Below are 14,400 nucleotides of genomic sequence, written 5' to 3'. Positions count from 1 at the left end.
CCGTTCCGTTCGCGGCTACTTCGGGGCCGACGCGGACGCAGGGGCGGAGGCGGAGGAGGCGGCGGAAGACGATGCCGACGTCGTGACCGCCTGAGTCGCGCCCGGCGCCGCCGCCTCGCGCACGACGACCGGCGCATTCGGCCATGCGCCGTAAGCCGACGGCGCGTAGAGCGCCTCGACGCGCGTCGGCGGCAGGCCGAAGGTGCCGGCGTTATTGAGCCGCACCGTGTATTCGATCGACAAGCGGCCCTTCGGCACGTACTCGTAGTACGCGCGATACGCGTCGAAGCCGCGTTCGACGAACGTGGGCCACGCGGTATGCGGCGCGTTTTCGTCGTTCCGATCGTTCCGGTTTTCGCCGAGCACGGCTGTCTGCGAATCGCGGCCGAGCCCCGACCCGAGAATCGTCGCCCCGGCGGGCACCGGATCGTCGACGACGACCCACGTCATATCGCTTTGCGCATCGATGTCGAGATGGACGCGCACGAGGTCGCCGCGCGTGAGAACGCCTTTGACGGCCGGATCGAGCGGCGTGACGGTCTTCGCAATCCGGTAGCCCGAGGCGAATGGCGCTTTCAGCGCCACCGCCGCGAGGCTTTCGATCGTCGCCCACGGCTTGCCGGCGCCTTCCTGCGTGAGCGTAAGCGGCTGCGTGCCCTGCGCGGCGGGCGGCCACGGCAGCAATGCGCTGCGCGTGGCGTTGCCGGCGGCGGTGGTTTTCGTGGCCGCGCCGCTCGCCGGCGATGCAGCCGAAGTAGTGGAAGCCGAGGCGGCAGCAGAACCGGAAGCCGCAGTCACATTGGCAGCACCGGACACCGAAGGCGCCGGCGCGTTCCACGCAATCGTCCTGTCGAGCGCGCCGAGCCGCACCGTCGTGCGCCCGCTCACCGGCTCGCTTTCGAACACACGCGAAAAGCGCTCGACGGCAAGCGAGCCCCAGACATTCGACGTCGTCGTTTGCCATGCGCCGTTACGCTGCAGCGCGAGCAGGCCGCCGACGAGCCGTGGCATCTCGTCTTTCCAGCCCGGTGCATCGGCGAACGTCAGCGCGAAACGTGCCGCATTCGTTTCGGGACCGGTCATGAGCCACCAGAGGTCGTCGCCGGATCCGGTCGAAAACGTGAGCCGCGTGCCCTGATACGTGAGGCGCGCGCGCAGTATCTGTTCGAGTTGAGCGAGCTTTTCGTCGCGCTGCGCAATGCCTTTGACGCGCGACAGTACCGCGTAATAGTCGAGCACCGCCGAGGTCGGCCACTGGTTCGGCGCGATGTCGATGGAATCGAGCATGCGCGGTTGAACCGCGCCGAAGCGCGACAATGCTTCGAGCGCACCGAGCTTGCGCAAATCGAGATCCTTGCGCGGCGCCCACGCATTGCGCTCGATGCGGCCTTCGACGAAAGCGGCGAGACCCGCCTCGAGCTTGCCGCGCAACGCGTCGGGCAGCGCGAAGCGCGTATCGAGCCTGGCGGCTTCGTCGCTTGCCGACAGCAGATACGCGGTCAGCACCGTGCTGCCTGTGTCGCGGCTGCCGTCGCCGGGCGGGAAGTAGTTTGCGAGGCCGTCGCGATCGAGATAGGCAGGCATCTTCGCGACCACCGACTGCCACAACTGCGCGTCACGCAGGCCGATTGCGCGCGAGCTTTGCTGTTCGAGGCACGTGTACGGATAGCGTTCGAGCCAGCGCCGCACGCCGGGTAGGCCGTCCGCGAGCTTCGGCTGCAGCGACACCGCAATGCCGCCGCGCAATGCGCCGTTGCTGCCCGCGCTCGCATCGGGCGGCGCAGCGACGGGCAGCGACAGCGTTGCGTCGACTTGCGCGAGCGTCGCCTGCTGGACCGTGACCGGAATCGCCGCGGCGACGCGCTCGGTGATCTTCAGCGAGTCGGCCGCGCGCGCTCCTGCCTGCTCAGACGCGCTCACATTCCACGCCAGCGCGGGGGATGCCGCATCGGCGAGCCCGTCGGGCGTCGTGACATCCCACGCGACTTCGCGCGCGGCGTCCGGTCCGACATCGACCGTTTGCGGCGGCAATGCAAGCCCCGGCACATTCGCGCTGACGACCACCTTCATCGCGCGTGCCGTCGTATTGCGCACCGTGAATTGCGCGCGAAACCGATCGCCTTCGCGCACGAGCGGCGGCAGTCCCGAGATAAGCTGCAAATCCTGCGTGCTGCGAATCGTTGCGCTGCCGGTGCCGAACGTGCCGGTGCCGACGGCGGCGATCGCGACGATCCTGAAGCGCGTCAGCGAATCGTTGAGCGGTACGTCGAGCGAGGCGGCGCCCTGCGCGTCGAGCGTGACGCGCGGGTTCCACAAGAGCAGCGTGTCGAACAGTTCGCGCGTGGCCGCATGTCCGCCGCCGCCGCCGGCGGGCACCGCCTTGCGGCCGAAGTGCCGGCGTCCGACGATCTCCATCTGCGCAGTCGAGGTTTCGACGCCGTAGGCGCGCGGTTGCAGCATCGCGTCGAGCAGATCCCAGCTGCGGTTCGGCATCAGTTCGAGCAAGGCTTCGTCGACGGCGGCCACCGCGATCTGCGTGCCGGCCGGCGCGGGCGCGCCGCCTGGCATCCGCACGCGCAGCTTCACGTGCGCCTTGCCGCGTACCGTGTAGGTTTGCGCATTGGGCGTCACGTCGACCGCGAGCCGGTGCGCGGCGGTGCCGACCTTGATTTGCGCGAGGCCATAGCGGAAGGCCGGTTTCGACAGATCGACGAGCGGCGTCGGCGGCTCGTAGCGCCGGCCTTCATACCAGAACGCGCGCGCCCATTCGAGCGGCGCTTTCCAGCCCCATGTGAAGAACGAATACCACGGCACGTCGCGAATCCGCCCGCGCAGCGCGAGCACCGACACGTAGACGTTGGGGCCCCACGCTTCGTTTACCTTGAGTTCGATCGTCGGGTCGGTGCCGTTCAGTTGCACGACGCGCGTGTCGATAATGCCTTCGCGCTCGACCGCGACGAGCGCGGTCGCGAAGCGGAACGGCATGCGCACCTGGAAGCGCGCGGTTTCGCCGGGCTCGTAGCTGGTCTTTTCGGGCAATACGTCGATACGGTCCGTGTTGTCGCCGCCGAACCATAATTCGTCGGCACGCGTGACCCACACTGACGTGGTCGCCGTCGACTGGCGGCCCTCGCCGTCTTTCGCGGTCACGACGAGGTCGATATTGCCCGCTTCGCGTAGCGTCGCGTCGCACGACAGCAAGCCGTGCGCGTCGCTCGTGCCGCTGCAAAGCGAGCCGAGATCGTGTGTTTCGGTGTGGTTGTCGTAGGCATAGAAGCCGCCGACCATGCGCTTGCGCGAACTGCTCGTGATGCGCGCGATCGCGCGCACGTCGAGCGCCACGCCGGCGCGCGGTTTGCCTTGCAGATCGACGGCCAGCGCCTTGACCGGCACGGTATGGCCAACCGACACCCATTGCCCCGACTTCACGCCCGCGACGACAGCGGCGGGCCACAGCGTCGTGCCGCCGCTGATCGTCTGGACTTCGCCATTGGGATCGGCGAAGGTCGCTTCGAGCACGAGGCGCCTCGGCGCGTCGAGCGGCGGCAGATTCTTCAGCGTCAGCGTGCCGGACCCGTTGCGCTCGAGCGTGACCGGTTCCTTGTCGGCCACGAGCTTCGTGCTGTCTTCGTTCGACGGAGATGACGCGCCGCCGTCGCCGCCGCCCTCGTCGCCGTCGTCTTCGTTCGCGGAAGACGCGGCATCGTCGTCGGACGGCTTGCGATACGGCATGAAGCTGAAGTCGGGATACGTGTGGGCGAATGCGGGCGATGTGCTTCTGGTTAGCGCCGAGACCTGCACCGGCAAGCCCGATGCCGCGCCGCCCGATACGTAGTCGATCTGCAATGCGAGCGGCGCTTCGCGCGCGGCGATCAGCGGATGCGAATTCTCGTCGCGTACTGCGATCGAGCCTTTGAAGACGGGCAGACGGAACGCTTCGACGCGAAAGCTGCCCGACTCGTAGCTCATGTGCGGCGCAGGGCCGCCGTCCGCATCGGCTTCGTTGCCGTCGTTGCTTTCAGCATCGTTGTTGCCGTTACCGGCCGCCGCATTCGGGTCGTCATCGTCGAGCGATACACTGTATTCGCCGAGCTTCGCCGCGGCCGGGATGGCGAAGGTGGAATCCGCCGTGTGATCGGCGGCCCACTTCAGCGGCAAATGGTAGGTCTGTCCGCTGCCGAGATGCCGGATCGTCACGCGCGCCGGATACCGCTTCGGCAGCGCGAAGCCGCTTAAGGTCTCGACGCGCAGCATGTGCTTCATCGATACCGTTTCCCCCGCGCGCAACAACGTGCGATCGAAAATCGTATGCGCGCGCACCGTCTCTTCGCGACTCATATCGGTCGGCACATTGAAGCGCCACGACTCGATGCCGCGATTCCATTCGCTGCGCACGAACGCCATGTCCGCGCCGGTCTTCGGATCGTCGATGCGGGCCGAGACGAACAGGCCTTCGTAGTTGTCGTCGTTGCAGCGCTCGGGCGTCGGCAGCGGCTTGCCGATCGTGAGCAGGCCGCGCGCGTCGGTGTTGCCGGAGGCGAGTTCGCTGCCGTTGCAGTCGCTGACGCGGACGGCCGCATTCGGCACCGGCTGGCCCTTGTCGAGCGTCGTCACCCAGACGACGCTGTTTTCGCGTCCCTGTTTGAAGTGCACGCCGAGGTTCGTCACGAGCACGGCCGTGCGCACGTACATCGGCGCGGGCTTCGCGAGCAGCGATGCGCCGAGCGCTGGCGAGGCGAGTTCGATCACATAGAAGCCTGGCTTCGCGATCGGCACGCCGATCACTTCGAATGGCCTCAGCGTTTTCGGGTCGGCCTTCGGCAAGGTGAGCGTTGTCACGCCGCGCTCGCCGGCGAGCAGCGACAGCGAGCGCACATCGATCAGCCGCTCGCGCTCGCTGTTATTTTGCGCGTTGTTCGGCGTTTCATCGCGCGCACGCGGCACGAACACCGGATGCGGGTTGCGCTCGAGCAGATCCGGCATCAGCTTCGCGATCGATTCGCGCGTCATTCCATACTGATCGAAACGATCGACGACACGCATCCAGCTGCGGATGTCGGTATCCGCATCGACGCGCATTTCGCTGAACTGCGGGTTGCCTGCGTTGAGCCCTTCGACGTGCAGATCCGCTTCGACATTGCGCAGCGTGACGGGCACAAGCGCCGGCGTATCGGGCTGCGCATAGCGCTCGATAATGCCGAAGGTGCCCGATGAGAACTTCGCGAGCGGCGGCAGCGGCGCGGTCGTCGTCTTCAGCGGAAAGAGGTCGGCATTCGAGAGCGCGCGGCCACTGACGTCTTTCAGATGCGCGGGCACGTCGATCGTCAGTTCGGCGTGTTCGGGCAAGGGCGCGGCGAATTCGACCGTGTCGACTTCGGCGCTTTTGTCGTCGCGCGGGAAGGTCGGGGCGATGTTCCGCCCGGTGCTTTCCTCGGTGCTTCCGTCAGCGCGTTCTTTGGACGCCTGCAGCCGGATCTTTACGGCGTCGGCACGCGCGATCGGTGCGTTGAACTTCACGCGCAACGGACGCAATGGCGTGCATGGCGCTTTCGCGTTTTCGCGCTCGCACGAGAAGCTCGCGGCGAAAGGCTCGCGCACCGTGTAATCGAAGCGCCGCTCGACATCGTTGGCGAGGCCGCTCGGGCCCGCGACGCCGGCGCCATAGACGAGCTGCATCTTCGTGCCCGAGGGCAGCGTCTGCTGGCATTGCAGCGTCAGGATGCGTGCGGCGTCTTTCTGCAAGCGAAAGCGCGCGAGCAGGGCGCTACGCACGGAGGGCTCGGCTGCTTTGACGGGGATGCGATTGCCGAGACCGCTCGATTCGCACCAGATATGTTCGCGTACCGAAGTATCGGTGGCCGGGCCGTTCAGACGCACGATAAACGCCTGGTCTTCTTCGATTTCGCCGCCGCCGGGCATCACGCTCTGTACGAACGGTCCGCCGGTTTCGAATGCATATCGGCGCGGGCCGGTCAGTGGCTCTCCGGACGACGATTTCAATGCGTCGTCAAGGTCGACCGAACAGCGCATGCCCGGCGGCAAATCGGCCTTGAAGTCCCACGCCCACGTCTTTGCGTCGATCCAGCGGCCGCTGCCCGTGCTCGCCGATGCGTCGTCGCAATGCACGCGCGCCGGCGCCGCTGCGTTCGCGGCGCCGAACGCGCTCATCGCCTGATCGAACTTGACGACGACCTGACGCACCTGCGCGACTTTGCCTTGCGGCGACACCTGCGCGATGCGGGCTGCATCGGCCTTCCATGCAAACGCGGCGAAGCCGCACAGCATGAAGAACGTCCAACATGCCGACCGCCATGTCCGCCGGCGGGTCCCGCGTTGCATCGCCAATCGCATCGAGCGAGCTCCAGATTGCTTACAGAACGCTGGCGATTCTAACTGAGGACGAGGCGGGTTCCCAACCGTCAAACGGTGTGGGCGCAACCCTACGCGGCGCGAGAAACCGGACGACGTCTTTGCGTACCGACGGTTCACGAAGCGGCGCGCTTGACTTAGAGTGCACTCGAACTCCTAACCTTGGTGCTGTCATGTCCATACCACTCACGATCGGTCAGGTTGCCGCTTCGAGCGGCGTTTCCACCCACACGCTGCGTTACTACGAGCAGTCGGGCCTGCTGCGCGCCGTCGGACGCAGCGAGGCGGGGCATCGCCTGTATTCGCCGGCCGACCTCGACTGGCTGCAGTTCGTGATGCGGCTCAAGGCGACCGGCATGCCGATCGCCGGCATGCAGGCGTTCGCCGCCTTGCGTGCCCAGGGCGACGTCAGCGTCGGTGCGCGCCGCGACATGCTCGTCGCGCATCGCGAGGCGGTCCTCGCGCGCATCGCGCAATTGCAGGCGAACCTTGCGGCGATCAGCGACAAGATCGACCACTACGAAGCGATCGAACGCGGCAGCGAATCGGGCGGCAGGCAGGGCGGCAAGCGGGGCGGCAAGCGGGGCGACGCGCAGTGAGACATGACATGTCGATCAAATTTGAGCGGAGCGAAAGATCACGATGCAACACACTCACCATGAACTCAATGCGCGGGACGAGCGCTATGCGCGGGGCTGGGACAAGCTGAAGGAAATCGACGGCGCGGCCGGGGAAAAAGTGCTCGCATCGCTGGCGCCGATCGCACCGGATTTTGCGCGTCTTCTGATCGAATTTCCGTTCGGCGATATCTATAGCCGTGCGCAGCTCGATCTGCGCTCACGCGAGATCGCGACGATCGCCGCGCTAGCCGCGCTCGGTAACGCGCAGCCGCAACTGAAGGTTCATATCGAAGCGGCGCTCAATGTCGGATGCACGCGCGACGAGATCGTCGAAGTGTTTATGCAGATGGCCGTGTATGCGGGATTTCCGGCTGCGCTGAATGCGCTCTTTGCCGCGCGGGACGTGTTCGGGCATATCGACGCGGCAGGGGGCGCGGCGGCCTGAACCCGGCGCGCCTGAAAACGCGGTGCGGCACCGCATGCTACGCCGCGTCGCGCGCCTCGTCGGCGTGTACAGGGCGAACGCTGACGTTGTGCCAGTAGAACAGCAACGCGACGCCCGCCACCGCGAGACTCAAGGTATTCGCCACCCAGAAACCGCGCGCGCCGGTCAACCACGGCGGCACGACACCGCCGATGTTGAAGCCGAGCAGATAGCCGCCGCCGAGCCCGACGCCCCACAGCGCGACGGCATAGATCGCAGTCGGCACGATCACGATCCGGTAGGCGCGCAGCACGAACGCGGACGCGACCTGCAACGCGTCGCAGATGTGATAGATCGCGACGATCAACACGAGCGGCAGCGCGGCGGCCGTCACGTGCTCGTTGGTCGTATAGCCTGCCACGATCAATGGACGCAGCGCGAGCACGATCGCGCAGAAGCAGCACGCAATCGCGCATGCCATGACGATGCCGTGCCGCGCGAGGGTGCGCGCCGCCGCATCGTGCCGCGCTCCGAGCGCGCGTGCGACGAGCGTCGAGGTCGCGATGCCGATCGACAGCGGCGTCATATACAGCACGGCGCCGAGGTTCGCGGCAATCTGGTGCCCCGCGAGCGTGGTCGTGCCGAAGCGCGCGATAAACAGCGCCATGAACGTGTATGACGTTACTTCGATCAGATACGACGCGCCCATCGGAATGCCGAGTTTCAGCAGCGCGAACTGGCGCTTGCGGACCGGCCAGCAAAAGCGCGCGAAAATCGCGAATGGTCTGAAGACCTCGAGCTTCACGAGCAGCAGCAAGGCGGTCGCGCCGAGCAGCCAGTTCAGCAGCGTGCTGGCGAGCGCGCAGCCGGGACCGCCAGCGGCAGGCACGCCAAGGCCGCCGAAAATCAGCCACAGGTTCAGCGGGATTTTCAGCGCGAGCGCGCCAACCTGCAGGAACATCACGAGCCGCGGGTGGCCGACTGCAGTCGCGAGCGCGGAATAGACGCGAAAGACGAGCGCTGCCGGCAATCCGAACGCGAGAATCTGCAGATAGGCGACGGTGCGCTCGCGCAGCGCATCGGGCGCGTGCGCGAGCTGCAGCAGCGGGGTGGGAAAGTACAGGATCAGAAAGCCGATTGCCGTCAGCGCCGCGGCGAGCCATAGCGCCTGCCGCACGTCTTCGCCGATTTCCGCATGACGCCCCGCGCCGTACGCAAGTCCGACGATCGGCTGCAAGGCGGTCAGAATGCCCGTCAGCGCGATGTAGACCGAGATATAGATCGAGGCGCCGAGCCCGAGCGCCGCCAGATCCGTCGACGAATAGCGGCCGACCATCGCGGTGTCCATCACGCCGAACGCAATGATCGCGAGCTGGCCGATCAGCAGCGGCCACGCGAGCACCGCGATCTTGCGGAGGTTCGCGAGAAAGGGCGCGCCGAGCGGCGATTCGCGCACTATCGGATTCACTGCAGCGTTTTGGGCCGCACGTTGCGCCGCTTGACCGGCGGCTTCGGACGGTCGATTCGCACGTACAGCCGGAAACGCTCGTCGCGGTCGGCCGCGCGGCGGCCTTCCCAGACGAGCTTCCAGACGAAGTTCGACATCGAACTCGGCTCGCCGAAGTCCTGCGTGTCCTGGCGCAGGATCACGTCGCAGTCGTCGTCGGCGAACGAGAAGTGCATGCCGCCGAAATAGGCGAAGGTGGCGATCTGTGCGTTGCCGAGGCGCACCGGCGATATGCACGAGTAGTCTTCGGGCAAATGTGCGGCGATCTGTTGCGCGACGTCCTTGTAGGTCCGGCTGTAGTTGACGATCGGCAGCCACAGCGTCATGAGCAGCACCCACATCAGCGTCGTGCCCGCGCTCGACAGGACGACGCTGCGCCACAACACCTTCGGGTGCCGCGCGACGCGCCATTGCACGAGCGCCATCCAGCAGACGGTCACCGCAATCGCGCAGATCAGCGACACGATCTTGAATTGCGGCACATAGCCGGGCACGAGCCGCGACAGGTTGCGCGCGAGGAAGAACGGGAAGCCCGTCATCGATGCGAGCCAGACGAGCCAGACGAACGAGCCGAGCACGGTGAAGCTCAACACTGCGAACCAGTCGAATGCATTGATCGCGCCGCGTTTGAGCGTAGGCAGCGCGAAGGCGGCGAGCACCGACAGCGCGGGCAGCGGCAGCATATACAGGCGGTTCGTCTCCGAGCTTTGCAGCACGACGAGCGCGAAGAGCGGGCCGATCACCGCGAGCGGAATCGCGATATGCGGCGCGCGGCGCAAGCCCGACCAACTGATCCATGCCCAGATCGCGAGCGGCCACGCCGGCCATGTGAATAGCGGCAGGTTCTTCAGCGCATACAGCAGCACCGGTCCGAACGGGCCCATGAACGAATTGAGGCTGCCGCGCATCCACTGATTCAGGAACCAGACGCCGTCGGCCGGAAACGCGGCGAGCACGGCAATTGGCCATGATATCGACAGCGCGAGCGCGACCGGCAGGCCCGCGATCAGCAGCCAGCGCGTGCGCGCTTCGCGCACGATCAGCGTCATGACGAAGGTGCCGACGAGCAGCGCGCCGACCAGCACGGGGCTGCCCGTCAACATGACGAGGCCGAGGCCGCCGCCCCAGATCAGCGTGCCCTGTATCGGCTTGTCGAGCATGCGCACGAGACCGTAGACGAGCATCGAGATGCAGAAGAATTGCGCGAGCGCGGGCGTGGTCTCGTGACCGCGCTCGGCGAGGCCGAAGCACGCGAGCAGGATCAGCAGCGCGCCGTCGCCGAGCGTGCGGCCGTAATCGCGCGGTTCCGGTTCGCCGCCGAATGCGTATTTGAACGGCTGCACCTCGGGCCGCCGGCCGAGCAGATAGGCGCCGTACCAGACGAACGCACAGGCTGCGCAAAAGAGCAGACCGGTGAAAACGCGCGACGCGTTGCTCGCGTCGACCCACGGCGCGAGCGCGCGGATTGCGGCGGCACCGAGCCAGTAGCCGAGCGGTCCATCCGATGTGATGAACTTCCCGACGAGGTTCGGCAGCAGCCAGTCGTGCAGATTGCCGTTCGCCATCGTCCACATCACGCCGAAGCCGGCCGCGTCCTCGTTTTTCCACGGGTCGCGGCCGAACAGGCCGAACGACGCGTAGATCACGCAGATGGCGAGCAGCAGGGAGCGCGGTAAGGCGCTGGTCGCGGAGGCGGTGAGTCGGACAACGGGTCTCATGCGGTGTTATTGATCGTGATGAAGCGTTTTTTCGGGACGCGATGGACGTTCCGGGAGCAAGCGACCGAACCGCAAGCGGTCGGACAGCGAGCGGTTGGACAGCGAGGCAACCTCGGTATCGAACACGGGGTTTGCCACTGGTTTTGTCCCGGCGTGCAGCGCGGCGCCCCGGCCGGTTTTGAGCATCCGGCATTGTAGACGTGCGCGGCGCTGCACGTCATGAATGTGTAACAGGCAACATGGCGTGCTGACAACCAGGTGTTGACAACGGCGCTTTGCTAATGGCGATTTTGCTGCGGTACACGCCGCCATGGACGTTGCTGCCTTGCGCAGACTTGGAACGGCGATATGAAGCAGCTCGAGTTCGTGCGTGCGCCGCCGGTTCGGTATCCGATGTTTGGGCCCGCATGGCGGGCCGTCGCCGCACATGCGGCATGCATCGGCGTGAAGCTTGGCCTGAAGCTCGGCGTGCTTGTACTGTTTTACCTGCTTTTTCCGTTTTGTCTGCATGCACGCGCAGGCGGCGCTGGCGCGGCGATCGATACCGTGACGGGTCGAGCGAGGGCCGGTTTGGTCGGGCCGATAAAAAAGGGCAGCGTATGCTGCCCTTTCTGGTGTTGTGCTGCGCGGGTCGAGCATTGCGTGTCGTCCCGGCGCCGCGAAGTTCGCGACGCGCGCTTACTTCGTGGCCTTGCCCGTTGCGCGGGCACCGAACTTCTTGTTGAACTTCTCGACGCGGCCGGCCGTGTCCATGATCTTCTGCTGGCCCGTGTAGAACGGATGCGATTCCGACGACACTTCGATTTTCGCGTGCGGGTAGCTCTTGCCTTCGAATTCAGCGGTGTCGCGCGTCTGGATCGTCGAGCGCGTCACGAACTTGAAGCCGTTCGACATGTCTTCGAACAGCACTTCGCGGTAATTGGGGTGAATGCCTTCTTTCATGGTGGTTCCTCTGATCGGGCGGTAGCCAGCCTGCGAATCCTGATGCGCGTGAATTTGCGCGCATCTTGCGCTCAGTTCGCTCAGCGAGCACGCGCATTCGTAAGCCACTTGCCTAAGGTCGAAAAGCGGCGATTATGCCAGAAAATCAGTCGCTTGGCGAGAATTTCGTCAGATATTTCTAATCAGCTGCGGCTGTCCGCAGCACGCCTGTTTTCGCGGGATCCTGCCGGTAATAGCGGGCCAGCAGCCGGTAAAGCTCCGGATACCCGGCTTCGAACTCGCGCGGCTTGACGAACAGCGCTTCGCTGCAGACCGCGAAAAATTCCGACGGATGATCGGCCGCGTACGGATCGATCAGCGACTCGCGCTCGAAACGCGCCCAGCGGCGATCGGGCACCGCATCGACCCGCGCGCAGAAATGGTCGTACGCATGATCGAACACGTCGGCCCAGGCGGTGCTGTCGAGTGGCGCGTGCAGCCTGCGAAAAAGCGGCGGGTGACCGTCCGCTTCGCCCGTCACCATGTCGATCTTGTGCGCGAATTCGTGGATCACGACGTTGTACGCGTCGCTGCCGTCCGTCATTTGTGCGTCCTCCCACGACAGCACAACGGGGCCGCCTTCCCATGCTTCGCCGCTCGCATCGTGTTCGACTTCGTGGACGACGCCGTCTTCGTCCTCGACGGTCTTGCGGATCACGAACTCGCCCGGATAGACGATGATGCCGACCCAGCCGCGATACAGTTCGAGGCCGAGATTGAGCACCGGCAGGCACGCCTGGACCGCGATCGCGACGCAAATCTCGTCGGTCAGTTCGAGTTCATGCGCGGTCGAGAATTCCTTTTGCGCGAGAAAGAGGCTCGTCAGCTCGCGCAGACGCTGCTGGTCTTCGACGTCGAGACACGCGAGAAACGGCAGGCCGGCGAGCGTCTTTTGCCACAGCGCGTCGGACACCGCGTGTGTGCGCAGCGCGCGATTGCGGCGGCGTGTGTCGATCCACTGAGTCAGTTTCGAGAGCATTGCTGAAGGCGGCGACGTCACGCGCGATGACGCAATGACGATTTTCGTGGCCGTGGGTTTTCCGGACAGCGATGATTTTAATCGCGCCGGGCTCCGCCATGCGCATTGTGCAACCCGACACGACGCGACGCGCGATGATTCGCGGCGCCGGCCTGATTCGACGCTCAATGAAAATACGCCCGCGAATGCGGGCGTATTCAACTAACTCGAACGCGCTGATTGCAGCGCTGATTTGCAGCGCTGGTTCGAAGCATGCCAGTGCGTCAACCGCCGCGGCGCATCATGTCGAAGAACTCGGAGTTGTTCTTCGTCTGGCGGATCTTGTCGAGCAGGAATTCCATTGCTTCGACTTCGTCCATGTCGTGAATGAATTTGCGCAGCACCCAGATCTTTTGCAGGATCTCGGGCTTGATCAGCAGCTCTTCGCGGCGCGTGCCCGACTTGTTCAGGTTGATCGACGGGTAGACACGCTTTTCCGCGAGACGACGCTCGAGGTGCACTTCCATATTGCCGGTGCCCTTGAACTCTTCATAGATCACGTCGTCCATGCGGCTGCCGGTTTCGATGAGCGCGGTGCCGATAATCGTCAGCGAGCCGCCTTCCTCGATGTTGCGAGCCGCACCGAAGAAGCGCTTCGGACGCTGCAGCGCATTGGCGTCGACACCGCCCGTGAGTACCTTGCCCGATGCCGGCACGACCGTGTTGTACGCGCGTGCAAGACGCGTGATCGAATCGAGCAGAATCACGACGTCGTTCTTCATTTCGACGAGGCGCTTCGCTTTTTCGATCACCATTTCGGCAACCTGCACGTGACGCGCGGCCGGTTCGTCGAACGTCGACGCAATCACTTCGCCCGCCACCGAGCGCTGCATTTCCGTCACTTCTTCAGGACGTTCGTCGATCAGCAGCACGAACAGCACGACGTCCGGATGGTTCTGCTTGATCGCGTGCGCGATGTGCTGAAGCATCACGGTCTTGCCGGACTTCGGCGACGCGACGAGCAGGCCGCGCTGGCCCTTGCCGATCGGCGCGATCATGTCGATGATGCGGCCCGTGACGTTTTCTTCGCCGCGCATTTCACGTTCGAGCAGCAGCACCTTGTTCGGGTGCAGCGGCGTCAGATTCTCGAACATGATCTTGTGCTTCGACGCCTCCGGCGGCTGGCCGTTGACCTTGTCGACTTTCACGAGCGCGAAATAGCGTTCGCCGTCTTTCGGCGTGCGCACTTCGCCTTCGATCGTATCGCCCGTATGCAGATTGAAACGGCGAATTTGTGACGGACTGATGTAAATATCGTCCGTACTCGCGAGATACGACGTTTCCGGCGAGCGCAGGAAACCGAAGCCGTCCGGCAGCACTTCGAGCGTGCCGTCACCGAAGATCGTTTCGCCCGTCTTCGCGCGCTTTTTGAGAATGGCGAACATCAATTCCTGCTTGCGCAGGCGGTTCGCACTTTCGATCTCGAGGCCATTGGCCATTTCGATCAACTGTGACACGTGCAGAGTCTTAAGCTCGGATAAATGCATACGGAGAACCCGCAGGAGAAGGTGCGACCTGAAAAGAAATCTGGGAGGAGAGTTGAGCGGAACCGCTCAGGGACTTAATCGTCTTTTCGACGTTTTGTGAATTCTAGCATAGCACACGCGTGCTACGGCTTGCGTGGCGGAGCGGCCGCTTTGTTTTGCCCGTGTTGTGAACCCACAACAACGGGCCATACAGCACAGAACCTGGAGGGACGGTGAAAGCTTTTTAATCCGGCAATTTAACCGGGCACCCTGACCGTCGGTCCGACCCGGCACGAT

At 64.8% G+C, this 14,400-nt stretch carries 10 protein-coding genes; 3 read left to right on the top strand and 7 right to left on the bottom strand.

The window, feature by feature from the left end; all coding sequences use genetic code 11:
* Nucleotides 1-15: 15 nt before the first annotated feature.
* Entirely contained in the window at nucleotides 16-6,285 is a 6,270-nt protein-coding gene (locus tag BTO02_RS12645) for an alpha-2-macroglobulin family protein (protein ID WP_232243352.1), read from the bottom strand.
* A 257-nt stretch (nucleotides 6,286-6,542) separates the two neighbouring features.
* Here BTO02_RS12645 and BTO02_RS12640 point away from each other — a divergent pair, with 257 nt between their 5' ends.
* Together BTO02_RS12640 and BTO02_RS12635 are read left to right on the top strand one after the other, a co-directional pair.
* Nucleotides 6,543-6,968: a MerR family transcriptional regulator gene (locus BTO02_RS12640; RefSeq protein WP_075157322.1), complete on the top strand. Its 426-nt coding sequence runs from the start codon at nucleotides 6,543-6,545 to the stop codon at nucleotides 6,966-6,968.
* A 43-nt stretch (nucleotides 6,969-7,011) separates the two neighbouring features.
* Nucleotides 7,012-7,434 (top strand): carboxymuconolactone decarboxylase family protein, encoded by a 423-nt coding sequence (locus tag BTO02_RS12635; RefSeq protein ID WP_075157321.1) that lies wholly within the window; start codon nucleotides 7,012-7,014, stop codon nucleotides 7,432-7,434.
* Nucleotides 7,435-7,471: 37 nt separating this feature from the next.
* On the opposite strand, the gene BTO02_RS12630 is transcribed toward BTO02_RS12635, so the two are convergent.
* From BTO02_RS12630 to BTO02_RS12610, 5 genes are all read right to left on the bottom strand, one after another.
* Nucleotides 7,472-8,881, bottom strand: coding sequence for an MATE family efflux transporter (locus tag BTO02_RS12630; protein ID WP_232243351.1), 1,410 nt, complete (start codon nucleotides 8,879-8,881; stop codon nucleotides 7,472-7,474).
* Nucleotides 8,878-10,638: an ArnT family glycosyltransferase gene (locus tag BTO02_RS35090; RefSeq protein WP_075157319.1), complete on the bottom strand. Its 1,761-nt coding sequence runs from the start codon at nucleotides 10,636-10,638 to the stop codon at nucleotides 8,878-8,880. The genes BTO02_RS12630 and BTO02_RS35090 overlap by 4 nt, the downstream gene beginning before the upstream one ends.
* Nucleotides 10,639-10,644: 6 nt before the next feature.
* Complete coding sequence (locus BTO02_RS34275) at nucleotides 10,645-11,277, bottom strand: hypothetical protein (protein ID WP_156883817.1); 633 nt, start codon at nucleotides 11,275-11,277, stop codon at nucleotides 10,645-10,647.
* Between the two features lie 39 nt (nucleotides 11,278-11,316).
* Nucleotides 11,317-11,580, bottom strand: coding sequence for a type B 50S ribosomal protein L31 (locus BTO02_RS12615; protein WP_075158829.1), 264 nt, complete (start codon nucleotides 11,578-11,580; stop codon nucleotides 11,317-11,319).
* Nucleotides 11,581-11,758: 178 nt separating this feature from the next.
* Nucleotides 11,759-12,598 (bottom strand): zinc-dependent peptidase, encoded by an 840-nt coding sequence (locus BTO02_RS12610; RefSeq protein ID WP_075157317.1) that lies wholly within the window; start codon nucleotides 12,596-12,598, stop codon nucleotides 11,759-11,761.
* Between the two features lie 34 nt (nucleotides 12,599-12,632).
* On the opposite strand from BTO02_RS12610, the gene BTO02_RS34270 reads away from it, so the two are divergent.
* The gene (locus BTO02_RS34270; RefSeq protein WP_156883816.1) at nucleotides 12,633-12,803 is read left to right on the top strand and encodes a hypothetical protein; all 171 of its coding nucleotides are present in this window, start codon (nucleotides 12,633-12,635) and stop codon (nucleotides 12,801-12,803) included.
* Between the two features lie 58 nt (nucleotides 12,804-12,861).
* Here the strand turns inward: BTO02_RS34270 and rho are convergent, their stop codons facing one another.
* Nucleotides 12,862-14,124: a transcription termination factor Rho gene (gene rho, locus BTO02_RS12605; protein ID WP_075157316.1), complete on the bottom strand. Its 1,263-nt coding sequence runs from the start codon at nucleotides 14,122-14,124 to the stop codon at nucleotides 12,862-12,864.
* Nucleotides 14,125-14,400: the final 276 nt, after the last annotated feature.

It is taken from the genome of Paraburkholderia sp. SOS3, assembly GCF_001922345.1.
Taxonomy (GTDB): Bacteria; Pseudomonadota; Gammaproteobacteria; order Burkholderiales; family Burkholderiaceae; genus Paraburkholderia.
The sequence above is the reverse complement of the archived record's forward strand: the minus strand, read 5'-3'. Positions and strand labels throughout refer to the sequence as shown.